Below are 22,802 nucleotides of genomic sequence, written 5' to 3' on the forward strand. Positions count from 1 at the left end.
AAGATTAATATACCTCTTTATTTTATACCAGTGAATCTCCGTGGATGACAAGAGTTAGTTTTGAACTAATTGCGACAATTCAACCTTGACAACCGAGCATCTTGGCGATCGCCACTCATATATTTAATAGATATTTAGTATATTTAAGAGGATGGCACGACGATCTGTAATGTCGATCCCGACACTCTGAGTCTGGCTGTCAAACTACTTCCATCGTTTAGCTAATAACTGTTCCTCCAATGCCGCAATCCGGTTGTATGCAGCAGTTAATTGAGCGGTAAGTCGTTGAATCTGAATTTGTGGGGATAAATCTTGTTCTTTAATTTGGTGGTGACTGATTTCTACGCCACTACTATCGATCAAAACATCCTGTTGGGCAATTACCGATTCACTCTCGCGATGATAATTAGAGCTGCCAAAGTAGTCTCCATATCCATAGCGACGATAGCTAGAAGCTGGTACGTTACTTGTGGGCGAGAGATCTTCACGGTTGAGCGGATATCTAATCGAAGTTTCTTCTCCGCCAACATTCGGGGAATCGAGCGTCTCGAAGACATGTTGGTTCAATCGATCGACGATCTGATAGACTCGATCGACCTTCCGGGTCAAGGTACTAATCTGTTGTTGGATTGATTCCATCTTTTACCTTACAATAACTTTCAATAAGTTTAGATACTAAATTGAAATTTGGTGACTTATTGCTGAATTATTTAACTTTTGATAAGTACAACAATCTTAATTATTAATTAATTATGGAACTGGATTTAGACGCTCGCCAGCAAATATAGATTATTATGTGAGTAACTTTAATTGAGCGAATGTCAATATTGAAATTATTACTAAAAAAATGCTAGAAATTCAAGACTTTTTTGCAGATTGTGTCGGCACCTGGAAGACCGAGCGGACGTATCATTATCCGCGCCATAATGAGGTAGAACGCTCATATACCGAATTTAACGTAGCTGGATTGGAAGCTGCCGAAAAATATCAAATTTCTTCAGCTTTTTTACCACTTGGTAGCATGGAAGCCTCGACACAGATCGATCTATTTCCTGGATTTAGGATCGACTTCAATACAGTGTCAGAAAAAGGGGAGCGAGTCGCCATGAACCTAAAAGCTCTATTTGTGCCCGATCGATCTATTAGTAAGCCCGATCTACTGCCGAGCGATCCACTTGCACCAGCTCTCCCCTTAGTCGCCGAAATTCCCGATAGTCCCGAACTAATCAGAGGTTTATATTTACGAGATGAAGGGTATTTAGAATCTGGGACGATTACTGGTCGATTTACCTATCAACCCACTCGGCAAACTTTAGAATTAGTCACATATTACAGTCGATCGGTGGCAGTCGATCGGCTGCAATTAATAAATTCTCACTCGCGACTGCGGACGATAGTGACCTATCGCCGTCCCGAACCCGGCGCGGTACCTACAGAAATCGATTTAGTTGGATTTGGATTAGAGCAAAAATCTTAGGGATGGGAGATGGGAGATGGGAGGTTAAACTCCATGAGTGAATTCGAGCAAATTGGTAATTTTCAGTTACTGCCAGCGGAACTGTTACCACTCTTGAAAAGATATCAACTGCTACCAGGAATCGTCCGCGAAATGACGATCGATCGGGCGATTATCGGCGTTGAGTGTAGCGATGACGAGCAAATTGTCGCGCTCAAGCAATTTTACGATCGCGAAAGCTTGACAACGGAAGAGCGGCTGCAATATTGGCTTAATTTTCATTATTTGGATCGTCAACAATTAGCCGAAATCGCAATTCGTCAGTTTAAAATTGCGAAATTCAAACAGCAAACTTGGGGTCATCAAATATCCTCCCATTTTCTCAAACGCAAAGGGCAACTAGATCGGATTATCTATTCATTAATTCGGACTAAAGAGCTAGGCATCGCCCAAGAAATCTATTTTAGATCGATCGCAGGCGAACAAAGTTTTACAGAGCTTGCTACTGCATATTCTGAAGGTGCTGAGTCGCAAACTGGCGGACTAATCGGCCCTGTAGAAATTAGCGTACCGCATCCCGCGATCGCCCAGGCAATTGCGACTCAACCATTAGGGCAGGTTTGCCCGCCGATGCACCTGGAAGAATGGTATGTCGTCGTGCGTCCCGAAAAAATTATTCCCGCTCAATTAGACGAACCAATGCGCCAACGGCTGCTCGATGAATTATTTCAGATTTGGCTGCAAGAGCAAATTTAGTTGGGAGATGGGAGTAAGGAGTACAGTTCGGCTATCGCTCACTGACCGGAGTAAGGAGTAAGGAGTAAAGAGTAAAGAGTAAGGAGTGTGGGGAAGCTTGAGGCGACTGAGTTATTTAAAGATTCACTATCCACTATCCACTATTCACTATTCACTATCCCCTTTACACACAAGCTAATTGTGGAATTTGGCGGGCGAGAATTTGTTTTAATGCCATCGCCGTCCAGTCGATATCTTCCACGGTGGTGCCTTTGCCGAGCGTGAGTCGAATTCCGCGTACTGCTTCGGTTTGGGTATATCCCATCGCCAATAGAATCGGGCTGGGAGTAAGTTTGCCACTGGCACAAGCGGCTCCAGAACTGATGCCGATGCCAGCGAGGTTGAGTTGGCGGACGATCGTTTTACCAGTGATGTTTGCTGTGGCATGACAATCGGGCAGGTGCAGACAAAAACTCAGGTGATGGGCGAGGCGGTGTAAGCGATCCCCGGTCGGAATTAGGATCGGACAATCAGCTAAGAGATCGAATAAGCGATCGCGCAAACCGATTAGTCGATGATTTTCGGTGGTTAATTCTTCACTAGCTAGCTCTGCGGCGATGCCAAATCCAGCGATTTGAGGCACTGCTTGAGTGCCAGATCGCCAGCCCATTTCTTGACCGCCGCCAGCTAATAGGGGCACTAGTTCTAACTCCGGACGAATATACAGCGCGCCCGTACCTTGAGGGCCATACAGCTTGTGACTGGAGATTGAGAGTAGATCGATCCCCAGCGCGCGAACATCGATTGCCACTCTGCCAGCAGCCTGGACGGCATCGGTATGGAAATAAACTCGATACTGTTGACAAATAGCGGCTAATTCGGCGATCGGTTGAATGGTACCGACTTCACTTTGACCGTAAATTATCGACACCAAAACGGTATTCGGGCGAATTGCCGCAGCCAAATCTTGGGGATCGATCCGTCCCGCGCGATCGACTGGCAATCTAGTTACTTGCCACCCTCTACTTTCTAACCAGCGTGCGGGCACTTCGATCGACGAATGTTCGACACTAGAAATAACTAAATGTTGCGGGGTTATATACAAATTGGTCACCCCTATAATCGCCTGATTATTAGCTTCAGTGCCTCCAGATGTAAAAGCGATCGCGTCGGGGTTAGCATTAATTAATGCTGCTACTTGAAATCTCGCTTGTTCGAGCGCGGTGGAAGCGCGTTCCCCCCACTGATGGATACTCGAAGGGTTGCCCCATTCTGAAGTGAGAATTCGGTGCATCGTCGCGATCGCTTCAGCGCGCATTGGTGTGGTCGCACTATGATCTAGGTAAATCTGCATGGGCTGGGATAGCTAATAATTTTCAGTCGATTTACAGGGGTGAATTTCAGCATTCACATAGCTAGATTCCTCTAGCTACCTGGTTTACAGATATTATAATCTTCATGCGATAGCACTTCTTTAGGTTTAAGAATGCCATCTTGCTCGAAACACAACATCCGGTAATTGCGAGTCACAGGAATGCTAATCACTAATCGGTTGTGGCGCAGCCTTTTACCACCAAACTCTCGATAGTTACGACGATCTTGTAACCCGATAATAATATTTCTAGCTTTTAAAACTACATGCGATGGTAAGCTTTTAAGATCGATCGGATCGAAGGCAAAGCTATCATGCCAGGTTCGTTTTTTCTCTTTCTTTTCATTGACATCTACCTCTTCCTGGAGGCAGCGATGGCAAATCTGCCCGTAGCCTTTATGACCGCATTGAAACATTTTTCTGCGTCTGCTCATGATATACACCTCGATGTCTAATGTAGTTAGTAAAAATGGTAAGTAAGCAGTTACTAGTTATCTGCCTGGAAATTTGAACAACGATATCGATCTTACCTTTGATAAATTGATAGAGATCGAAATACGATTCTATGTTAGCAAACATGACGGGCATGTTTGCCGTCGATTCAGTAGCTGCTCTTCAAGCAGCTACTGACATTAAAACCACTAGCTAGTAACGATGACCGCATCTAGCACAGCCAGATGCTAACACACCAATATTCAAGTCTAGGGGTTTATGGGCACTCAGACAGCGATCGCTGACCATAAGTGAGTAATAAATGATACAATGAAGTAAGTATCTCGCGATTACCTCTCGGCGCGGCTGTACCTACGGTATGCTTTGCCAACGTCAACGCGAACATCAACGCCAACGCCAGCGAGATTATCGTTGGCGGAGCCTCTCATGAGAGAGAATCGTCATTATTGAATTAATAGTACCTATCTATTAATTCATCATTTATCATTCATAATTTCTGAGTTTCCTTGTGAAATTTCGACGATTTAGCCAGATTTCCGGCACATTACACTCCTCTCTCTTTTATAGTTTAGCTCTTGGAAGCATCGGTATTACCATTTTTTGTGGATATTGGTTCTTTGCGCGATCTGCATCCACAATTTCTGCAAAACCACCACCACTCCCACAAGATGAGTCGATCCAAGTCTATTTTAACCACGATCGATCGGTAGATTTTACTGAATCTTATCGACAGAAAACTAGACCGGGCGTAGATTTGGCTGCTAAATTAATTGCTGCCATCGATTCATCACAATCGAGCATCGATATTGCAGTACAAGAGTTTCAATTACCAAATATCGCCCAAGCTCTGGCGGTAAAATCTCAGACGGGAATCAAAATTAGGGTAATTTTAGAACATAATTATAGCCGTCCGCTCAGTGAGTTAACAACTGCCGATATAGAGGGTTTGACAACCAGGGAACGCGAACATTATCAGGAATTTCAGAAATTAGTAGATATCGATGGCAATGGTACGCTCTCACCCGCAGAGATTAACCAGCGCGACGCGTTAATTATCCTTCGCAATGCCAAAATACCCATTCTCGACGATACGGCAGACGGTTCGCGCGGTAGTGGGTTGATGCACCACAAATTTATGGTGGTAGATGGGCATCGAGTCATCGTCACTTCGGCAAATTGGACGATGAGCGATATCTATGGCGATTTGAGTCGCCCAGAAAGTGAGGGCAATCAGAATAATCTGGTGCAGATCGAAAGTAGTCAATTAGCTGCTGCATTTACGACTGAGTTTAACCTGATGTGGGGCGATGGCAACGCAGGCAACCAAATTAGCCAGTTTAAGGCCCGTAAACCCGCACGTTTACCGTTTGAAGTACTTGTAGGTAAAACGCGCGTCCTGGTGCAATTCTCGCCGACTTCCAAGCAACAGGCATGGGATGATAGTACCAATGGCTCGATCGGGAAGTTCCTCGGTAGCAGTCAACAACAAGTCGATTTTGCATTGTTTGTCTTTTCCGAGCCAGGATTGGGCACTATTTTACAAGCTCAATCGCAGCGAGGTGTTAAGATTCGTGGGCTGATCGATCGACAGTTCGCCTATCGCGAGTATAGTTCGGGTTTGACACTGATGGGTGTGGCTGAAGGTAATGTTTGTGCGGCGACAAGTAATTCTCAGCCGTTGGCGACGATTGGCGTACCGACTTTACCGACAGGCGATTTACTTCACCACAAATTTGCGATAATCGATCGACAGACTGTGATTACAGGTTCGCATAATTGGTCGAACGCTGCCAATTATAGTAATGATGAAACTTTACTCGTCATCCAAAATAATCCTACCGTCGCCGCACATTTCGATCGCGAGTTTGACAGACTCTATACGGGTGTAGTCTTAGGGATTCCCGCACGGCTTAAAAATAAACGGTGTTAGATTAGTTGACAGTTGACAGATAAAAATCAATGCACCTAATTATGTTCGATTTAGATGGTACTTTGGTCGATAGTAATGCGATCGATTCCCAGTGCTATTTACAAGCCCTAGTAGATGTGTTTGGCTTCGATCTCAACAAGATCGATCGTAATTGGGGCAATTATCCGCACATTACCGATGCCGGGATTTTACACACACTCTGTCAAACAGAATTAGGGCGCGATCCCACACTTGGAGAACTCTATGCTTATCAACAGCGATTTTTAGAACTATTAATAATTGCCGTCAGCCAAAAACCCTTACAATCGATCGCTGGAGCTAGCGAGATTTTAGAGAGCTTAAATGCAGATCCTCATTATGCGATTGCAATTGCGACAGGTGCGTGGAAACAAACGGCACTGTTTAAACTTCAACAAGTAGGATTAGACAGAATCTTCATCCCGATGGCTTGTTCCGACGATGCCCGCGCGCGTGTAGATATTATGCACTGCGCTTACGATCGCACGTTAGAATTTTATCGACGATCTCAATTTCAAACCGTAACGTATATCGGCGATGGGGTGTGGGATGGAATTGCATCAAAACAGTTAAATTATCATTTCATTGGCATCGGTACAGGCGAACGGGTTGTCGATTTATTTGCTGTTGGTGCCAAATGTGTTTTACCCAATTATCAAAATCTAGCTGAAATTATGCCTGTAATTTTTGGATAAGTATATTTTACTTACTCATTCGGTCTTCACTCATATTGAATTCGAGCTACATTTAAAAAACATGCTTTTATCCCAAATCCCAATCGCGATCGATCCAGTCGTTCGGGTTATTGCCGACGATCTCGGTCGGATTGCCTGGAATAGCTTTTTGGCACTAGTTCCGCTGACATTGAGTTTTTTTCTATTTAATAAGCCCCGGTCTTCGATTTTTTGCTGGAGTACTTATATCTTATTGGGGATCAGCTTTGTTATCGGCATTAAAAAATATAATAACGGCAATTTACTCGAAGCACTCGAACGGATCGTCATGTCTCTATGGGGCGTAAGAATATTTTTTATTGCGATCTCGGTCGGCTTAATTATTATTTTAGCAATTGTAGATCGACGGTTGAGATCGAATCGCGATCGGTCGATTTTTTGGTGGATGGGTTTATTTTTATTTCTTGCTATTTTACCTAATGCACCATATATTCTTACCGATATCATTCATTTCTATGAGGCAGTTCGCACCTTAGATTCGGTATGGGCAATTACACTAATTATCGTACCAATTTACATAATATTTATTGGCTTAGGGTGGTTCTGTTATGTGTGTTCGCTAGTTAATATCGATGAATACTTACATAAATATCATCTCGATCGTTACACGAGTACCATCGAATTAAGCTTGCATCTATTGTGTGCGATCGGGATTTATATCGGACGATTTATTAGATTTAATAGTTGGAGTTTAGTAACACAGCCTAAATATTTTTTAAGTATTTTGCCAGGAGAATTGATTGGTAAGTTTCCGGTAATTGTAATTCTATTAACATTTTTAATTATTACTATTTTGTATGCCATCTGCAAACCAATTATAGTCAAATCTTCTCTTTACAGTCACTAGAAAGTTGCCGAGTTTAAGTACAATTTATCATCTCTTACAACCAACAATTATCCCACTCTTCTTACTTACTTCTTGCTTCTTACTCCCATCTCCTAGCTCCCAGATCCCATCTCTCTTGACCTCCCGTACGGATGTTGCTAAGATGATCTTGAGATTTAAACGATATTCCGATCTAAATACAGTAGATTTTGAGAAATAACATGATAACCGTCAGCCAGCAAGTACTCAGATCGATAGCAGGATTATTTATTGGTACGGGTTTGAGCCTGTCTATGGTAGCTTGCGGCAACCAGTCAAAAACTAATAGTTCGGGTGCTGGCGCGAAAAAAGATGTAGAAATTACCTTAGTAGGCTACGCCGTTCCTAAAGCCGCTCACGATGTAATCATCAAAAAGTTTGTCGCTAAATGGCAACAGGAACATAACCAAAAAGTGACATTCAAACAAACTTATGGCGGTTCTGGATCTCAAACTCGTGCAGTCATCGATGGTTTACCTGCGGATGTGGTGCATTTGGCTTTAGGTGGAGATGTCAATAAATTAGCGCAAGCTTCATTAGTCGCGAAAGATTGGGACAAAAAGTTACCAAATAATGCCATTGTTGCCAGATCTGTCGCGGCAATTATTACCCGTTCGGGTAACCCCAAAAAAATTAAATCCTTTGCAGATCTGGCGCGTCCTGATGTCAAATGGGTAACGGCTAATCCGAAAACTTCTGGCGGCGCGCGGTGGAATTTCTTAGCTTTGTGGAATAGTGCGATTAAAGCTGGTGGGAACGAAGCCAAAGCCACAGAATTTGTTACCGCTGCTTTTAAAAATGTTGTCGTCCAGCCAAAAGATGCGCGAGAAGCCACAGATGCTTTTGCCAAGCAGGGACAGGGAGACGCACTCTTAAACTATGAGAATGAAATTCTCTTTGCCAAAGAAAGAGGTCAATCACTCGACTATGTAGTGCCAGATGTGAATGTTTCGATCGATACTCCAGTCGCAATTGTCGATAAAAATGTGGATAAACACGGCAATCGAGAGGTCGTCGAAGCTTTTGTTAACTATATGTTTACACCTGAATCGCAAGCCGAATTTGTGAAGTTAGGCTATCGTCCTGCGGCAACAGTAGCAGATCCACGTTTCCCAAAAGTGAAGACACTGAGTAACATAGCTGAATATGGGGGTTGGAGTGATTTTCAAAAGAAATTCTTTGACGACAGGGGTGTTTACGACAAAATTGAAGCTGGGAAAAAATAGTTCCAGGGGTGCTTGTCACCCCTTCATGCCGTAGAGTCTACTATCAAACAGATCGATCGACGATTAAAAATCTCTCTTTGCACAATGGAACGAAGGTAATGTCTCTCAAGTTCTCAAGCATCACTGTGCTTACCTTAACGCCCAGCTTTAGCGATCGTTTAGTTCATTCGTTCTGGCAAAGTTGGCGCGCTCCCGCCCGAACTCACGTTAAATTACCATGAAAATCTTGCCGAACCTTGTGCGTTAATTGCTTAGAAACTCGATTGACAATTTGTTTTAAGAGTTTATCGCCAGTACCTTGAATGACACCAGTTGGTAACTTGTAGATAAACTTTGGAAACTGAATATAGACATTCAAATCGAGATCCCAATCGACGTTGGTTACCAATTTATCGCCATTTACGGCTTCTACTAGGCGCATCTGGGCATTGAAACTTACTTCATATCCCGGTGGGGTATAGTCAGGAATTTCGACGGTTTTGATGCGGTATACGCCGCTATCTTGGGGCAATAACTCTAAGCCGATTTTGGGTTCGACAACATAGCCAAACGAATTGAATTTGCCGATCGTCAGTGCATAGCCATTTTTACCCAGTGGGTTGGCAGTCATCGGACGAGCGCAACGTGTAAACCAGCCCTGATGAGCATCTAGGTATTTAGCCACCGTTTTGATATCAGCACCCATCAGCATAGCATCGGTGAAGCGATAGCTAAAACAAAAAGGTTGGAGTTGCTTTGTCTCGATCGACACCAGTCGCTGCTCTAATTCAGGATTCATCACGATCGAACTCTGTGTATGGCTGTTTTTTTCTAGTGTAGTTACTGGCATCTCGCTGTTATCCTGTTGATGTGCTGACTGGGTGGTAGTGGTAAAAATGCACTGACTCTCAAGAGTTATTTACAAGCTCTAGCTAGTGAAAACCGGAAATTTTTAGTAAGTCTTCGCTCTATTTTTAATGGTCGATCGAACTGTACATCATAATTATGTGGAAATCTGGGCGATCGCACCTACGATTTGCTGACGGTAGATGCCCATTTAATTGTTTCTGTCTTTAACATAAGAAGTAGTGAAGCTGAATTTTTAGTATATTGTAACAAAAACTTAATGAAAGCATTTGTAGCCGGAGCGACAGGAGAAACTGGACGACGGATCGTTCGGGAGCTAGTCAAACGTGGGATTCCAGTCCGAGCGATGGTGAGAGATATTACCAAGGCACGAGAAATTTTACCATCAGAAGTAGAGCTAGTGATGGGTGATGTACTCGATCGCGCCAGTATTAATGAAGCAATCGGCGATAGTACGGTAATTCTCTGTGCCACGGGAGCTAAACCAAGTTTAGATCCGACTGGCCCCTATCAGGTAGATTATGAAGGCACTAAAAACCTGGTAGAAGCGGCAAAATCTCACAATATCGAGCAGTTTGTGTTTGTTTCATCGCTGTGCGTATCGAAGTTTTTTCATCCACTCAATCTGTTTTGGTTGATTTTGTGGTGGAAGCAACAAGCCGAACAGTATCTTAAAACTAGCGGACTCAACTACACGATCGTGCGTCCCGGAGGACTCAAAAATGAAGATAATTCCAACCCAGTAATTATGTCTGGAGCGGATACCCTCTATGATGGTAGTATACCCAGACAAAAGGTGGCTCAGGTGTGCGTTGAGTCACTCACTAGTCCTCAAGCACGCAATAAAGTTTTAGAAATTGTCAGTTCGCCGACAGCAGAATCAAAAAGTTGGGAAGATCTCTTCTCGGCGGTGTAGATATATAAAAGCAAGAAGGTTATAATTTGCCTTCTTGCCCATCCCCGATGTCAGAGATCGATTTGCTGACATCGATCCTCCCCGATGCCTCTGTTGTAATGGATCTAACTAAACCCAAGCCTTATAAAACGATCGGTATGGCGATCGGTAGTATTTTCGCACTGTGCTTACTATTACTATGGAGACAAGCATTCCGTCAGCCGAAGATGAGTCCCACCTTCGAGACAGCTCGAAATCCACCGTTAATGATGACAGGCGGCGATCCCTACATCCGCGCATTAATGCGGATGATTTCGGCGAGTGAAGCCAGCGATCGTCAGCCTTATTCGGTAATATATGGCGGGAGTCATGCTAAAAGTCTCGATCGTCATCCCGAACAGTGTATTCGGATTACTAGTGGGCCGAATATCAATAATTGTTCCACAGCAGCGGGACGCTACCAGATGATTAATACTACCTGGGCAACAATGTCCAAGAAATATCATCCCCAACCTGATTGTCTGTTATTCGTTTTTCAGTGTGCTTATAGTTTCGAGCCTGAATACCAAGATGCTGTCGTTCATGCTTGGCTCAGTGACGAAAAATTCTGGAAAATGAATATTTCACAGTCATTAAAAGATGGCAAGTTAGAGCAGGTAAGAAAGCGATTATCGAGTACCTGGACGAGTTTGGGCTATGGGATTGAGACAAATACGGTGACATCTAAGTTGGCTGGAATTTATCAACAGATCTTGCAGGAAGAATTGGCACGAAAAAGTAAACTTTGATGATGCTACCCAATCGTCAATATGGATAAATTTGATTATACGCTGGACTTTAAGACGATCGATTTTCGCCAGCAGCCCGAACTGTATCGAGTCGGTAAAGGCGAACAAGGTGTTTTACTAGTGGAACCATACAAAAGCGAGATTCTACCTTACTGGAAATTCAGAACGCCAGAAATCGCTCATCAGTCTGCTCAAAAGATTTACGCGCTGTTCCTCGAATACAAAGCACAAGCAGATTTCGTGGGGATGGATATGGCGCGGAAATTTCTCCAGATGGGATACACGCGATCTCGTCGCTATGCTAATCATAAATCGGGACGCAAGTATGGCAAAGACGATCGAACCATTCTCCCGCGCGAGGAAGATCCCATTAAAGCTGAATCTGCCGGGATTTTCTATGAAATTTGGCAATTAGCCAAGGCAGATCCCGATTATGTAATGATGCTCGATCGACACAGGCATCGATAGTTGTGTCATGTATCTTACTGTTCTCGGTGCCGATTTTTGTTAAAGTAACAGCATAAATATAGACCACTGCTGCCCCATTCCCCCGCACTAATATATGACGATCGTCAATCCCACTCGTTCTAGTTCCGAACCGATTAGCGATCTGAAGATTGAGGCACAAACTCAAGCTATTGCCAGTCAGCTACTCGCCGCCACCACCGAAAAGCGATCGCTCTTTGCCAAGCTGCGAGATAAATTTCGGTGGGATGACATGCTGCTGGGTTGGACGATGGAAAACCCCAGTTTGCGGGTACAATTATTTCGGGCGATCGATTGTTTGCCATCGCTGGCGACTAAGGCGCAAATTGCCCGTCACCTTCAGGAATATTTAAGCGATGCGGCGGTAGAATTGCCCCAGGCTCTTAAAGATTTACTTAATTTTACCGCGCCCGATTCGCTCCCCGGACAGGTGGCGGCGACAACGATGACTACTGCTGTGGAAACCTTGGCGCGTAAGTATATTGCAGGCGAAAACCTGCCTCAGATGCTCAAAAGTATCGATCGACTCCGCAACCAGTCGATGACGTTTACGATCGATGTGTTGGGTGAAGCCGTAATTACCGAAACCGAAGCCCAATCTTATCTCGATCGCTATTTGGAGTTAATGGGGCAACTTACTACCGCTGCTAGCAATTGGCGATCTGCCCCTGATGCATCCCCCGTGCAGGTTTCGGTTAAATTAACGGCGTTTTATTCTCAATTCGATCCGCTTGATGTTAGAGGTTCTCAGGCTAAGGTCGGCGATCGGCTCCGGATCTTGCTCCGCAAGGCTCAGGAAGTGGGGGCGGCGGTGCATTTTGACATGGAACAGTATCGTTATAAAAACGCGACGCTAGAGGTACTTAAACCCCTGCTGCTGGAACCAGAGTTTCGCGATCGCACCGATATTGGCATTACCCTCCAAGCCTATCTTCGCGATAGCTACCAAGATTTGCAAGAGTTAATCTCGTGGGCGAAAAAACGGGGCAACCCGATTACGCTCCGGCTCATTAAAGGGGCTTATTGGGATCGGGAAACGATCGTGGCACGCCAAAATCATTGGGCGACACCAGTTTATAACCACAAATCTTCTACGGATGCCAATTTCGAGCGGATGACCGCTTTATTATTGACAAATCACGAGTATTTACATGCCGCGATCGGTAGCCATAATATCCGATCTCAGGCACATGCGATCGCAATTTCGCAAGCTTTAAATATTCCCCCGCAACAGATCGAATTTCAAGTTTTATATGGCATGGCGGATAATCTGGCGATCGCCCTCGCCCAACAGGGTCACCGCGTGCGGGTATATTGTCCTTATGGTGCCCTCATTCCGGGGATGGCGTACCTGATTCGGCGACTCTTAGAAAATACTGCCAATACATCTTTTCTCCGTCAAAGCTTGTCGGGGCAACCGCTAGAGGGACTTTTGGCGGCTCCAATTTGGGGCGAAGGCGACGCGGATGGTAATGAGGTGCTACCCTTACCGATGCCTGCTTCGACAGCTTTAGTAACGCGGATCGACCCGGCTGCGGATACAGATTATGCGATCGAGCGGTGTCGATCGGCGGCAACTGCGGCACTAACTTCAGTAAAATCGAAATTAGGACAAACCTATCAGCCGCTAATTAACGGCGAATGGGTGCCAACAACCGCCACAATTCAATCGGTAAACCCTGCTCATCCTAACGAAATCGTCGGATCGATCGGGCAAATTACAATCGACGGTGCCGAAAGTGCGATTTCCGCCGCTCAAGCCGCTTTTAAAACCTGGAAAAACACCCCCGTCGCCACCCGCTCCGCCATCTTGCGACGTGCGGCTGACTTACTCGAAGCTCGTCGCCACGAACTCAATGCCTGGATGGTATTTGAAGCCGGAAAACCCCTGCCGCAAGCTGATGTTGAAGTCTCTGAAGCTGCCGATTTTTGTCGGTATTATGCCGCAGAAATGGAACGACTCGATCGCGAAACAGTCTACGATGTTGCTGGTGAAACCGATCGCTATTTGTATCGCCCCAAAGGCATCGTGCTAGTAATTTCGCCCTGGAATTTCCCCCTCGCAATTCCCACAGGTATGGTGGTAGCCGCCCTAGTTACAGGCAATTGCGTCTTACTCAAACCCGCCGCCGTCACCTCAGTAATTGCTGCCAAATTAGCTGAAATATTAGTCGATGCAGGCATCCCTAAAGGCGTATTCCAATTCGTCCCCGGTAGCGGCTCCACCGTTGGTGCCCACCTTGTCAAACACCCTCACGTACAGGCGATCGTCTTTACAGGCTCTCAAGAAGTCGGGTGCGAAATTTATGCCAGCGCAGCCATCCTCCAACCCGGACAAAAACACCTCAAGCGCGTCATTGCTGAGATGGGTGGCAAAAATGCGATCGTCGTCGATGAAAGTGCCGATTTAGATTTAGCAGTCCAAGGCGTTGTTGATTCAGCCTTTGGTTATAGCGGTCAAAAATGCTCCGCCTGCTCCCGCGTGGTGGTACTCGCCTCAATTTACGAACCATTCATCGAGCGACTGGTAGCAGCAGCAAAATCGCTGAATGTGGGCGATCCGATCGATCCGAGTACCAAAGTCGGCCCCGTCATCGATACCGCTGCCCAGCACCGAATTCGCGAAACGATCGCCAAGGGTAAAACGACGGCTACACTCGCTCTAGAGCTACCTAGCCCCGATTCGGGCTATTTTATCGGGCCAGTCATCTTCACCGATGTCGATCCTCAGTCTGCCTTGGCTCAGGAAGAGATTTTTGGCCCCGTATTATCGGTAATGAAAGCCGAGGATTTCGATCGTGCCATTGAAATTGCCAACAATACCAACTTTGCCCTCACAGGCGGACTCTACTCGCGCACGCCGTCACATATCGATCGCGCTAAAGTAGAATTTGAAGTCGGCAACCTCTACATCAATCGGACGATTACAGGTGCGATCGTGGCGCGGCAACCCTTTGGCGGCTATAAGCTATCGGGTGTTGGTTCTAAAGCTGGTGGGCCTGATTATCTGCTTCAATTCCTCGATCCGCGCACGGTGACTGAAAATATCCAACGTCAAGGTTTCGCTCCGATTGAAGGTATCGATTGAGGGTAGGGGTGAAGATTAGTCAGGACTATATCCCCGACTGTCTTGTCGGTTTTATTCGGAGGTTCCCTCCGCATAAAACCGCCGCTGCTTCAACTCGACTTTGAACACTTGGGCGTAGCTCTACTCCATTTTTTCGCTTTGGCAAAGCCTTTCGGCACGAGAATCGAATCCTCCGCCATGATGAGACTCAACCAAATCCCAAATCCCCGACTTTTCAAAAAAGTCGGGAATTTAAATGAGTGGCATTAACCAATTAGACTAGATTGCGATCGGTTAAAATTTCATAGCCATCTTTGGTAACTAAAACAGTATGCTCGAACTGCGCGGATAAAGATTTATCAACCGTTACCGCCGTCCATTTATCTGGCATCATTTTAGTAATCTTCGATCCGGCGTTGATAATTGGTTCGATCGCGATCGTCATGCCTGCTCTGAGTTTCACATTGGGCATCTCGCGGGTGCGGAAATTAAATACCGATGGTTCTTCATGCAGATTGCGTCCGACACCATGCCCGGTAAAATCTTCAACGATACTGAAGCCATTCGCCTCTACATGGTCTTGAATCGCGCCAGCGAGGTCGAGGAGGTAAGCACCTTCTTTGACCTGTTCTATGCCCTTGTATAGGGCTTCCTCGGCAACTTGAATGAGTTTAGCAGCAGCGGGTGTAACGGTACCAACGCCGATCGTAATGCAAGAATCGCCATGAAATCCTTGAAAATAAGCTCCGGTATCGACTTTAAGCACATCGCCTTGCTTAATGACTTTTTTGCGGCTGGGGATACCATGTACCGCCTCGTTATTAATGCTCGAACAAATCGAGGCGGGGAATCCATATAAGCCTTTAAAGCTAGGGATTGCATCCATTTCCCGAATCCGCTTTTCGGCATAGGCATCGAGATCGGCTGTTGTCATCCCTGGCTCCACCATCCCGAAAATTTCTTTTAAGACTGTGGCGACAATCCGCGAAGATTGGCGCATGATGGCAATTTCCCGCTCCGTTTTAATTTGGATGCCTTTTTGTTGCTTCTTTTCGCGGGTGGGTTGTTGCTTTTGTAAAAGTAAATCGCTGAGAATGTTCATATCGTGATGGAGCAGGCTGGCTAAAGGTAAAATAGGGAAAGTCGAGTGTTAGCGGCTTGTCATTCGTCGGATCGGGACGCTACCAGGTTTCAGACTCTGGCTTCTTTCACTGTAAAGGAATCGATCGCAACTATCAATAGACTTTCTGCAAAAGTCAGGGATAGGGAGAACTTTAGCAGAGTTGAGTCGGTGGTTTCCCGTCAATACCCCACGATCGAGCAGCTAAAAACAGTACTAACAAAGATTGTATTTTTACTTTCACAGCAGGTCTAATAATTTCCCACTTCTTTCATCAATCGCTGGCGCATTCGTTCGGGTTCGCCCCGATCTACTAATTGCCCGTGTTCGATTAAAAATGCCCCATCGCAATAGTCTAGCTCTTCAAGCCGATGCGTTACCCAGAGCGCGGTCAAACCGCGACTTTTGACCAGATCGCGTACTTGTGCGACTAAATCTAGCTGGGCATCGGGGTCTAGTAGGGCTGTCGGCTCGTCAAATAAAATTACCTCAATTTGTCTGGCGATCGCCCCCGCGATCGCCACACGCTGCTTCTGACCGCCACTGAGCGCGTAAATGGGACGGCGGATCAGGTCGGCTAAATTTACCGCACTCAGAGCTTCGGTGACGCGATGGCGGACTTGGCTGGGAGTCAGTTTTTCGGCAACTAATCCGAAGGCAATATCCGCACCGACTGTGGGCATGACTAACTGACAGTCGGGGTTTTGAAAGACAATTCCCAAACCGCCATGAATATCGATCGTGCCACTTTGAGGCGTTAGTAAGCCAGCAATCAGACTTAATAGAGTCGATTTACCGCTGCCATTAGTACCCAACAGCATCCAAAACTCACCGCGCGGTACTGAGAGCGAACAACGATCGAGCGCAATTTTACCAGATGTCCAGGCAAAGGAAAGATCCTTTACCTCGATTGCTGTCGCAGACGGCAAGCCGTTCGCGGGTGATGATAAGGGCACGGATTCGGGCATGTCGATTTGGGTGTTTGTGACCGCTCCTGATGGAGACGCAATGCGCGGACTTTGACTAACCTACCGTAGTCGAGCGGGTGCTAGGATGCTGCAAAAGCTACGAAACCAGGAGTTTTACCCGCAGCCGTCGCGCCAGATTTTTCATACATTTGAGCGGCGACGATCGCATCGGTCATGACACAGATTTTCTTTTCTGGTTGTCGATCGCAAGCCAATTCTAGCAGGGTTAGATCGCTACCACGCATTGCCGCTAGCACTTGTTGGTAAACGGTAGTCGCTTCTTCAACAGTCTTGCGCTGTACGGACATAGGCATTGCTGTATTTTTGAGCAGGATTTCGATGACGTACATAAGTATTCGCAAAATTTTGGTGCCACTCTTCATTGTAGGCCGAACGCTAATTTAGTGGCTAGTGACTGGTAAAATTTTGATGGGGCATCATTGCCTCTATACTTAGAAGCCCAACCACACGCGATCGACTTCTATATAGATGAGAATTCTCTAGTCAATCTCAATGGATTGATTCGATCGCCCAGACAAAATAAGTATATATACTCACAAAAGTTTAGCAAAACAGCATAAAAGAGGTTGTTTTAGCTAAGAATATTAAAATTTACCGAAGAAAGGCTAAAGATCCTGCCCTTTTCGACACAATTCTATTAGACTAGGTAAAGAAACGTAAACTGATTTAATAAATCAGCTAACTACTAGCGGGCTGACGGTACATTAATAATGTAACTGCCTGTTCGCGAACAACAATGTCCTTATAATATTCTGGAGTTTTGCTGCATCATGACAATTGCAGTTGGCAACCAGCAAACGGAAAGAGGCATCTTTGATGTCTTAGACGACTGGTTAAAAAGAGATCGGTTCGTATTCGTTGGCTGGTCTGGTATCTTACTATTCCCCTGTGCCTTCCTAGCCCTCGGCGGCTGGATGACTGGTACTACTTTCGTTACTTCTTGGTACAGTCACGGTTTGGCTTCTAGCTACCTTGAAGGTTGCAACTTCCTAACTGCTGCACTTTCTACTCCTCCTAACAGCGTCGGGCACTCTCTGATGCTACTTTGGGGGCCAGAAGCGCAAGGTGACTTCACTCGTTGGTGTCAACTTGGCGGTCTGTGGGCATTTGTGGCTCTTCATGGTGCATTTGGTCTGATCGGCTTCATGCTCCGTCAATTTGAAATCGCTCGTCTAGTTGGGATCCGTCCTTACAATGCGCTCGCTTTCTCCGGCCCAATCGCCGTTTTCGTCAGCGTGTTCTTGATTTACCCATTGGGTCAATCTGGCTGGTTCTTCGCACCTTCTTTCGGTGTAGCTGCAATCTTCCGTTTTATCCTATTCTTACAAGGTTTCCACAACTGGACTCTCAACCCCTTCCACATGATGGGTGTTGCAGGGATTCTCGGCGGTGCGTTGCTGTGTGCGATTCACGGTGCGACTGTAGAGAACACTCTATTTGAAGACAGCGAAAGCGACAGTTCCAATACCTTCCGCGCATTCGACCCAACCCAGTCTGAAGAAACTTACTCGATGGTAACTGCAAACCGTTTCTGGTCGCAGATCTTCGGCGTAGCTTTCTCTAACAAACGTTGGTTGCACTTCTTCATGCTCTTCGTCCCCGTGACTGGATTATGGATGAGTTCTGTCGGCATCGTTGGTTTGGCTCTAAACCTCCGCGCTTATGACTTCGTATCTCAAGAATTGAGAGCGGCAGAAGATCCTGAGTTTGAAACGTTCTACACCAAGAACATTCTGCTTAATGAAGGGATCCGCGCTTGGATGGCTCCTCAAGACCAACCTCACGAACAGTTCATCTTCCCAGAAGAAGTACTACCTCGTGGTAACGCACTCTAAGTGTGAATCGATCGGAAGATAAATGTACAATTATATTTATCTTCCGGTTTTTTATAATCCGTATTTTATTAGTTCATCGATCGAGGTACTGCAAGAGTGGAAACGCCCTTTAATACTACAATGATTGCAGGCGGACGCGACCAAGACTCGACAGGCTTTGCCTGGTGGTCTGGTAACGCACGTCTGATCAATTTGTCTGGTAAGCTGTTGGGCGCACACGTCGCCCACGCTGGTTTGATTGTGTTTTGGGCTGGAGCCATGTGCCTGTTTGAGGTGGCTCACTTCGTACCAGAGAAGCCAATGTACGAGCAAGGAATCATCTTGCTTTCGCACTTGGCAGCTCAAGGTTGGGGTGTCGGCCCTGGTGGTGAAGTAGTGGATACATTCCCATACTTCGTCGTTGGTGTATTGCACTTAATTTCTTCGGCGGTACTCGGTGTTGGTGGTTTGTACCACGCACTACGCGGCCCCGACACGCTAGAGCAATATTCTTCTTTCTTCGGCTACGACTGGAGAGACAAGGATAAAATGACCTCGATTTTAGGTTTTCACCTCATCATTTTAGGTTGTGGCGCATTATTGCTCGTCATCAAGGCGATGTTTGTTGGTGGTTTGTATGATACTTGGGCACCAGGTGGCGGTGACGTTCGCCTTGTAACCAATCCTACTCTCAACCCAGCAATTATCTTTGGTTACTTGCTCAAAGCTCCCTTCGGCGGCGAAGGCTGGATTATCAGTGTTAACAACTTAGAAGATGTTGTCGGCGGACACATTTGGGTTGCTTTACTCTGTATTTCTGGTGGTGTATGGCACATTCTGACCAAGCCTTTCGGTTGGGCGCGTCGCGCTTTAATCTGGTCTGGTGAAGCTTATCTGTCTTACAGTTTAGCTGCTGTATCCTTGATGGCGTTTGTAGCGTCGATCATGGTTTGGTATAACAACACTGTTTATCCTAGTGAATTCTTCGGCCCAACTGGCCCTGAAGCTTCTCAAGCACAAGCATTGACCTTCCTGATCCGCGACCAACGTTTGGGTGCGAACATTGCAACTGCACAAGGCCCGACTGGTTTGGGTAAATACCTGATGCGTTCTCCTTCGGGCGAAATCATCTTTGGTGGTGAAACCATGCGGTTCTGGGATTTCCAAGGCCCTTGGTTAGAGCCATTACGTGGCCCCAACGGTTTGGATTTAAGCAAAGTTAAAAACGATATTCAACCTTGGCAAGCGCGTCGCGCTGCTGAGTACATGACTCACGCGCCACTGGGTTCCTTGAACTCTGTTGGTGGTGTCATTACTGAAACCAACGCGTTTAACTATGTTTCTCCTCGTGCATGGTTGGCTTGTTCTCACTTCGTCTTAGGGTTCTTCTTCTTTATCGGTCACCTATGGCACGCTGGACGCGCACGCGCCGCTGCTGCTGGTTTCGAGAAAGGACTCAACCGCGAGACCGAACCAACGTTGTTCTTGAACGACATTGACTAATCGATTCTAGTTGGAATTAAGTTATGTAAGCAAAAACTCCTGTCGATTCGGCAGGAGTTTTTGTATTTTCTCAGCGAGATAAGAAACCCGACTTTTTGGAAAAGTCGGGTTTCTAAGGATGTCGATATCTGCCTAAATAGTTGGCTGAGATTCAGCAGTGGAGGATTGAGTCAAAGGTTCTTCGCCATCTAATGGCTCTAGATCTTCTGACTCACCACGTTTTAAACTGAGTTGATTGATTAATGATAAGACGCTGGTGGCTCGATCGAACGATGTATCTTCGACAAAAATTACCGTCGGAGTCCGTCTGAGCCGAACTCGTTTACCTAGTTCGCTCCGCACGTATCCCGTCACAGACTTGAGTCCTTCCATCGTCGTAGCCCGAACTTCGTCGCTACCGTAGATACTGACAAAAATTTTGGTATGCTGGAGATCGCCAGCTACATCTACAGCCGTAACACTAACCATTCCTGCACCAACCCGGTCATCTTTGATATCAAAGAGGATCATTTGACTGACTTCGCGCTTAATTAATTCGGCGACACGCGACACGCGACGAGTATTAGTCATAAATTATATTAAAATCTTTAAAAATAGCGACTCAAACTTAGGCGACAGGAGTAAGTCCTAACATCGCTTTGAGCGTCAATGCTATGGTCATAACTACTCCCACCAAAAATCCCACCAGCGCAACGGCGGTGACAGGACGTTTCCACAATGGTGCTAACCACCCAAATGCAGAGATGAAAATACCAAGGATAATGGTAACAAAGTAACTTGGGTATCGTCCGATGTTGCTAAAAAAATCACCAAACATTACAATCTCGATCGTGTTAGCGGACAAAAACTATTATAACCGAATGTCCACTAGCGTGCTGGGGGATTGAGTCAAATTTTAAATCGTACCTTTATGCAGCCTAAATTTGCCGATGAATTGGCTTGGCAACAAGCAGAGTTTCTGATGCAGCCGATTTATATTCGCATTATCGATCGCATTCGTCAACAATCCGAGACTTCGACATGGCAAGTCAGCTATGAAGAAATTAGAGATCCGCACCCGATTAATTATTTATGTCTCAAATCTGCCAATCGACAATTAAAGTTTGATATTTGGGATTTATGTTATCAGGTCTGTTTTCTCAATTATGAGGGCAGTCATAGCGAACTCGAAAGTCAAATTGTGGCAGTAGATACGAGTCTAATTGATATGGAAGCCCAAATTCCCGATTGGAATCGGTTGGATGATAAAGCTAAAGATGTGATTGCTAGAGTGTTCGGTAATCTGCCAAGCTAGTAATTTCAACTACTATTAATAATTATAAATTTAGATGAAAAATAATTTGAATAACTCACATGAAATATTAGAGGCTGCTCGATCTGCTGCGGCTATTTACGATAGTTCTGAATGGGGTAAAATAATTGTGAGCGATCGCGACAGGCTGCGATTTTTACACAATCAAAGTACGGCAGATTTTGAACAGCGGCAAGCGGGTGAGGTCTGCGATACGGTATTTATTACTTCGACCGCTAGAACGATCGATCTGGTCACCGGATTAATTTTAGATGATGAGGTGTTGTTAATTACATCACCGACGCGTCGTAAATATTTATTTGATTGGTTGGATCGCTATATCTTTTTTGCCGATCGAGTTAAATTAAAAGATGTCACGGATAAGCTGGCGAGTTTCACTTTAATGGGTGCGGAAAGTTCGGGGCTATTAGAAAAATTGGGTTGTCCTGTGAATTTACCTCAATCTGGGCATCAATTAGTTAATATCGATGGGATTGAAGTGCGGATCGCGATCGGGACTGAATTAGGTTTACCTGGATATCGATTGATTTGCGATCGCGATAAATCGGCAGCTCTACAACAAGCTATAACTAATTTAGGTGCGGCAATCGTCGATGAAAATGCTTGGGAATGCCTGCGAATCGAGCGCGGTAGACCCAAGCCCGATGCGGAGTTAACCGACGATTACAACCCCTTAGAGGTGGGTTTATGGGATACGATTTCGTTTACTAAAGGCTGCTATATCGGTCAAGAAACGATCGCCAGACTCAATACCTATAAAGGTGTCAAACAATATTTATGGGGCATTAAATTAGCCGAAATTGTGACGGTAGGTACGGCGATTACTGTGGGTGGTGAAAAGGTGGGCGTTTTGACTAGCTGTAGCGAAACCGCTGCTGGAGTTGTGGGATTGAGCTATGTGCGATCGAAAGCGGGCGGTGTCGGGTTGCAAGTCATGTTAGGCGATGTGGCAGGAGAAATTATCGATCTTCCATTCGTACGGCATGAATATCCCGAAATAGGTAAGGCTTGAGAGGGTGCCTGAAAAATCAATTCTTTTAAGCTTAAACCCTAGAAATCCCCCTTGAAAAGGGGGACTTCCGGATCCGGTTCCCCTCTTAAAAAGCTACGGTGTATCCACAAGTATGTTAGTAACGATCGCAGACCTTTACCCCACCCCAGCCCTCCCCTTATAAAGGGGAGGGAGCCGGAAA

General features: G+C 45.7%; 23 protein-coding genes and 1 pseudogene. 15 read left to right on the top strand and 9 right to left on the bottom strand.

What is annotated here, in order from left to right:
• Nucleotides 1-204: 204 nt before the first annotated feature.
• Nucleotides 205-639: a hypothetical protein gene (locus Q0R35_RS05760; RefSeq protein ID WP_295615140.1), complete on the bottom strand. Its 435-nt coding sequence runs from the start codon at nucleotides 637-639 to the stop codon at nucleotides 205-207.
• A gap of 208 nt (nucleotides 640-847) precedes the next feature.
• Here Q0R35_RS05760 and Q0R35_RS05765 point away from each other — a divergent pair, with 208 nt between their 5' ends.
• Nucleotides 848-1,477, top strand: coding sequence for a phycobiliprotein lyase (locus Q0R35_RS05765; protein ID WP_295615141.1), 630 nt, complete (start codon nucleotides 848-850; stop codon nucleotides 1,475-1,477).
• A 33-nt stretch (nucleotides 1,478-1,510) separates the two neighbouring features.
• On the top strand, nucleotides 1,511-2,212 hold the full coding sequence (locus tag Q0R35_RS05770) for a peptidylprolyl isomerase (RefSeq protein ID WP_295615142.1): 702 nt from the start codon (nucleotides 1,511-1,513) through the stop codon (nucleotides 2,210-2,212).
• Between the two features lie 163 nt (nucleotides 2,213-2,375).
• On the opposite strand, the gene Q0R35_RS05775 is transcribed toward Q0R35_RS05770, so the two are convergent.
• Both Q0R35_RS05775 and Q0R35_RS05780 read right to left on the bottom strand, forming a co-directional pair.
• The gene (locus tag Q0R35_RS05775; protein WP_295615143.1) at nucleotides 2,376-3,545 is read right to left on the bottom strand and encodes a cysteine desulfurase family protein; all 1,170 of its coding nucleotides are present in this window, start codon (nucleotides 3,543-3,545) and stop codon (nucleotides 2,376-2,378) included.
• A gap of 71 nt (nucleotides 3,546-3,616) precedes the next feature.
• Nucleotides 3,617-3,997 (bottom strand): hypothetical protein, encoded by a 381-nt coding sequence (locus tag Q0R35_RS05780; protein ID WP_295615144.1) that lies wholly within the window; start codon nucleotides 3,995-3,997, stop codon nucleotides 3,617-3,619.
• A 527-nt stretch (nucleotides 3,998-4,524) separates the two neighbouring features.
• Between Q0R35_RS05780 and Q0R35_RS05785 the strand changes: the two genes are divergently transcribed.
• The 5 genes and pseudogenes from Q0R35_RS05785 to Q0R35_RS05805 all read left to right on the top strand — a co-directional run.
• Nucleotides 4,525-5,946, top strand: a complete 1,422-nt coding sequence (locus Q0R35_RS05785; RefSeq protein WP_295615145.1) for a phosphatidylserine/phosphatidylglycerophosphate/cardiolipin synthase family protein — start codon at nucleotides 4,525-4,527, stop codon at nucleotides 5,944-5,946.
• A 29-nt stretch (nucleotides 5,947-5,975) separates the two neighbouring features.
• The gene (locus Q0R35_RS05790) at nucleotides 5,976-6,659 is read left to right on the top strand and encodes an HAD hydrolase-like protein (protein ID WP_295615146.1); all 684 of its coding nucleotides are present in this window, start codon (nucleotides 5,976-5,978) and stop codon (nucleotides 6,657-6,659) included.
• Nucleotides 6,660-6,720: 61 nt separating this feature from the next.
• The gene (locus Q0R35_RS05795; protein ID WP_295615147.1) at nucleotides 6,721-7,545 is read left to right on the top strand and encodes a DUF1361 domain-containing protein; all 825 of its coding nucleotides are present in this window, start codon (nucleotides 6,721-6,723) and stop codon (nucleotides 7,543-7,545) included.
• Nucleotides 7,546-7,745: 200 nt separating this feature from the next.
• Entirely contained in the window at nucleotides 7,746-8,789 is a 1,044-nt protein-coding gene (locus Q0R35_RS05800; protein WP_295615148.1) for a sulfate ABC transporter substrate-binding protein, read from the top strand.
• Nucleotides 8,790-8,816: 27 nt separating this feature from the next.
• Nucleotides 8,817-8,940, top strand: a pseudogene (locus Q0R35_RS05805) (ISKra4 family transposase); the annotation flags it as partial.
• 51 nt (nucleotides 8,941-8,991) lie between these two features.
• Here Q0R35_RS05805 and Q0R35_RS05810 read toward each other — a convergent pair.
• On the bottom strand, nucleotides 8,992-9,618 hold the full coding sequence (locus Q0R35_RS05810) for a DUF1997 domain-containing protein (protein ID WP_295615149.1): 627 nt from the start codon (nucleotides 9,616-9,618) through the stop codon (nucleotides 8,992-8,994).
• Nucleotides 9,619-9,894: 276 nt separating this feature from the next.
• Between Q0R35_RS05810 and Q0R35_RS05815 the strand changes: the two genes are divergently transcribed.
• The 4 genes from Q0R35_RS05815 (at nucleotide 9,895) to pruA (ending at nucleotide 14,892) form a co-directional block, all read left to right on the top strand.
• Complete coding sequence (locus Q0R35_RS05815; protein ID WP_295615150.1) at nucleotides 9,895-10,551, top strand: SDR family oxidoreductase; 657 nt, start codon at nucleotides 9,895-9,897, stop codon at nucleotides 10,549-10,551.
• Between the two features lie 206 nt (nucleotides 10,552-10,757).
• On the top strand, nucleotides 10,758-11,318 hold the full coding sequence (locus Q0R35_RS05820; protein WP_366944831.1) for a glycoside hydrolase family protein: 561 nt from the start codon (nucleotides 10,758-10,760) through the stop codon (nucleotides 11,316-11,318).
• Between the two features lie 21 nt (nucleotides 11,319-11,339).
• Complete coding sequence (locus Q0R35_RS05825) at nucleotides 11,340-11,786, top strand: DUF4385 domain-containing protein (RefSeq protein ID WP_295615152.1); 447 nt, start codon at nucleotides 11,340-11,342, stop codon at nucleotides 11,784-11,786.
• A 94-nt stretch (nucleotides 11,787-11,880) separates the two neighbouring features.
• Entirely contained in the window at nucleotides 11,881-14,892 is a 3,012-nt protein-coding gene (gene pruA / locus Q0R35_RS05830) for an L-glutamate gamma-semialdehyde dehydrogenase (RefSeq protein ID WP_295615153.1), read from the top strand.
• A gap of 253 nt (nucleotides 14,893-15,145) precedes the next feature.
• On the opposite strand, the gene map is transcribed toward pruA, so the two are convergent.
• From map to Q0R35_RS05845, 3 genes are all read right to left on the bottom strand, one after another.
• Nucleotides 15,146-15,973 carry a type I methionyl aminopeptidase gene (map, locus tag Q0R35_RS05835; protein ID WP_295615154.1) on the bottom strand — a complete coding sequence of 276 codons (828 nt, stop codon included), beginning with the start codon at nucleotides 15,971-15,973 and terminating at the stop codon, nucleotides 15,146-15,148.
• Between the two features lie 269 nt (nucleotides 15,974-16,242).
• A complete protein-coding gene (locus Q0R35_RS05840; RefSeq protein ID WP_295615155.1) occupies nucleotides 16,243-16,959 on the bottom strand; it encodes an ABC transporter ATP-binding protein in 717 nt (238 codons plus the stop codon).
• A gap of 80 nt (nucleotides 16,960-17,039) precedes the next feature.
• The gene (locus tag Q0R35_RS05845) at nucleotides 17,040-17,309 is read right to left on the bottom strand and encodes a hypothetical protein (RefSeq protein ID WP_295615156.1); all 270 of its coding nucleotides are present in this window, start codon (nucleotides 17,307-17,309) and stop codon (nucleotides 17,040-17,042) included.
• Between the two features lie 441 nt (nucleotides 17,310-17,750).
• Between Q0R35_RS05845 and psbD the strand changes: the two genes are divergently transcribed.
• Nucleotides 17,751-18,815, top strand: coding sequence for a photosystem II D2 protein (photosystem q(a) protein) (gene psbD, locus Q0R35_RS05850; RefSeq protein WP_295615157.1), 1,065 nt, complete (start codon nucleotides 17,751-17,753; stop codon nucleotides 18,813-18,815).
• 96 nt (nucleotides 18,816-18,911) lie between these two features.
• Nucleotides 18,912-20,297, top strand: a complete 1,386-nt coding sequence (psbC, locus tag Q0R35_RS05855) for a photosystem II reaction center protein CP43 (protein ID WP_366944830.1) — start codon at nucleotides 18,912-18,914, stop codon at nucleotides 20,295-20,297.
• A gap of 132 nt (nucleotides 20,298-20,429) precedes the next feature.
• On the opposite strand, the gene rbfA is transcribed toward psbC, so the two are convergent.
• Nucleotides 20,430-20,867, bottom strand: coding sequence for a 30S ribosome-binding factor RbfA (rbfA, locus tag Q0R35_RS05860; RefSeq protein ID WP_295615158.1), 438 nt, complete (start codon nucleotides 20,865-20,867; stop codon nucleotides 20,430-20,432).
• 37 nt (nucleotides 20,868-20,904) lie between these two features.
• Nucleotides 20,905-21,114: a DUF751 family protein gene (locus Q0R35_RS05865; protein WP_295615159.1), complete on the bottom strand. Its 210-nt coding sequence runs from the start codon at nucleotides 21,112-21,114 to the stop codon at nucleotides 20,905-20,907.
• A 66-nt stretch (nucleotides 21,115-21,180) separates the two neighbouring features.
• Here Q0R35_RS05865 and Q0R35_RS05870 point away from each other — a divergent pair, with 66 nt between their 5' ends.
• Nucleotides 21,181-21,591, top strand: coding sequence for a hypothetical protein (locus Q0R35_RS05870; protein WP_295615160.1), 411 nt, complete (start codon nucleotides 21,181-21,183; stop codon nucleotides 21,589-21,591).
• A gap of 34 nt (nucleotides 21,592-21,625) precedes the next feature.
• On the top strand, nucleotides 21,626-22,621 hold the full coding sequence (locus tag Q0R35_RS05875) for a folate-binding protein (protein WP_295615161.1): 996 nt from the start codon (nucleotides 21,626-21,628) through the stop codon (nucleotides 22,619-22,621).
• Nucleotides 22,622-22,802 lie beyond the last annotated feature (181 nt).

The organism is Chamaesiphon sp. GL140_3_metabinner_50, assembly GCF_025361915.1.
Lineage (GTDB): Bacteria > Cyanobacteriota > Cyanobacteriia > Cyanobacteriales > Chamaesiphonaceae > Chamaesiphon.

Bases quoted from the DNA above. Each gene is read 5' to 3' on its own strand.
- pruA (WP_295615153.1), top strand. From the start codon at position 11,881: ATGACGATCGTCAATCCCACTCGTTCTAGTTCCGAACCGATTAGCGAT.
- Q0R35_RS05775 (WP_295615143.1), bottom strand. From the start codon at position 3,545: ATGCAGATTTACCTAGATCATAGTGCGACCACACCAATGCGCGCTGAA.
- Q0R35_RS05790 (WP_295615146.1), top strand. From the start codon at position 5,976: ATGCACCTAATTATGTTCGATTTAGATGGTACTTTGGTCGATAGTAAT.
- Q0R35_RS05780 (WP_295615144.1), bottom strand. From the start codon at position 3,997: ATGAGCAGACGCAGAAAAATGTTTCAATGCGGTCATAAAGGCTACGGG.
- Q0R35_RS05760 (WP_295615140.1), bottom strand. From the start codon at position 639: ATGGAATCAATCCAACAACAGATTAGTACCTTGACCCGGAAGGTCGAT.
- map (WP_295615154.1), bottom strand. From the start codon at position 15,973: ATGAACATTCTCAGCGATTTACTTTTACAAAAGCAACAACCCACCCGC.
- Q0R35_RS05840 (WP_295615155.1), bottom strand. From the start codon at position 16,959: ATGCCCGAATCCGTGCCCTTATCATCACCCGCGAACGGCTTGCCGTCT.
- Q0R35_RS05800 (WP_295615148.1), top strand. From the start codon at position 7,746: ATGATAACCGTCAGCCAGCAAGTACTCAGATCGATAGCAGGATTATTT.
- Q0R35_RS05770 (WP_295615142.1), top strand. From the start codon at position 1,511: ATGAGTGAATTCGAGCAAATTGGTAATTTTCAGTTACTGCCAGCGGAA.
- Q0R35_RS05795 (WP_295615147.1), top strand. From the start codon at position 6,721: ATGCTTTTATCCCAAATCCCAATCGCGATCGATCCAGTCGTTCGGGTT.
- psbD (WP_295615157.1), top strand. From the start codon at position 17,751: ATGACAATTGCAGTTGGCAACCAGCAAACGGAAAGAGGCATCTTTGAT.
- Q0R35_RS05845 (WP_295615156.1), bottom strand. From the start codon at position 17,309: ATGTACGTCATCGAAATCCTGCTCAAAAATACAGCAATGCCTATGTCC.
- Q0R35_RS05810 (WP_295615149.1), bottom strand. From the start codon at position 9,618: ATGCCAGTAACTACACTAGAAAAAAACAGCCATACACAGAGTTCGATC.
- Q0R35_RS05875 (WP_295615161.1), top strand. From the start codon at position 21,626: ATGAAAAATAATTTGAATAACTCACATGAAATATTAGAGGCTGCTCGA.
- Q0R35_RS05825 (WP_295615152.1), top strand. From the start codon at position 11,340: ATGGATAAATTTGATTATACGCTGGACTTTAAGACGATCGATTTTCGC.
- Q0R35_RS05820 (WP_366944831.1), top strand. From the start codon at position 10,758: ATGAGTCCCACCTTCGAGACAGCTCGAAATCCACCGTTAATGATGACA.
- Q0R35_RS05815 (WP_295615150.1), top strand. From the start codon at position 9,895: ATGAAAGCATTTGTAGCCGGAGCGACAGGAGAAACTGGACGACGGATC.
- rbfA (WP_295615158.1), bottom strand. From the start codon at position 20,867: ATGACTAATACTCGTCGCGTGTCGCGTGTCGCCGAATTAATTAAGCGC.
- Q0R35_RS05865 (WP_295615159.1), bottom strand. From the start codon at position 21,114: ATGTTTGGTGATTTTTTTAGCAACATCGGACGATACCCAAGTTACTTT.
- Q0R35_RS05765 (WP_295615141.1), top strand. From the start codon at position 848: ATGCTAGAAATTCAAGACTTTTTTGCAGATTGTGTCGGCACCTGGAAG.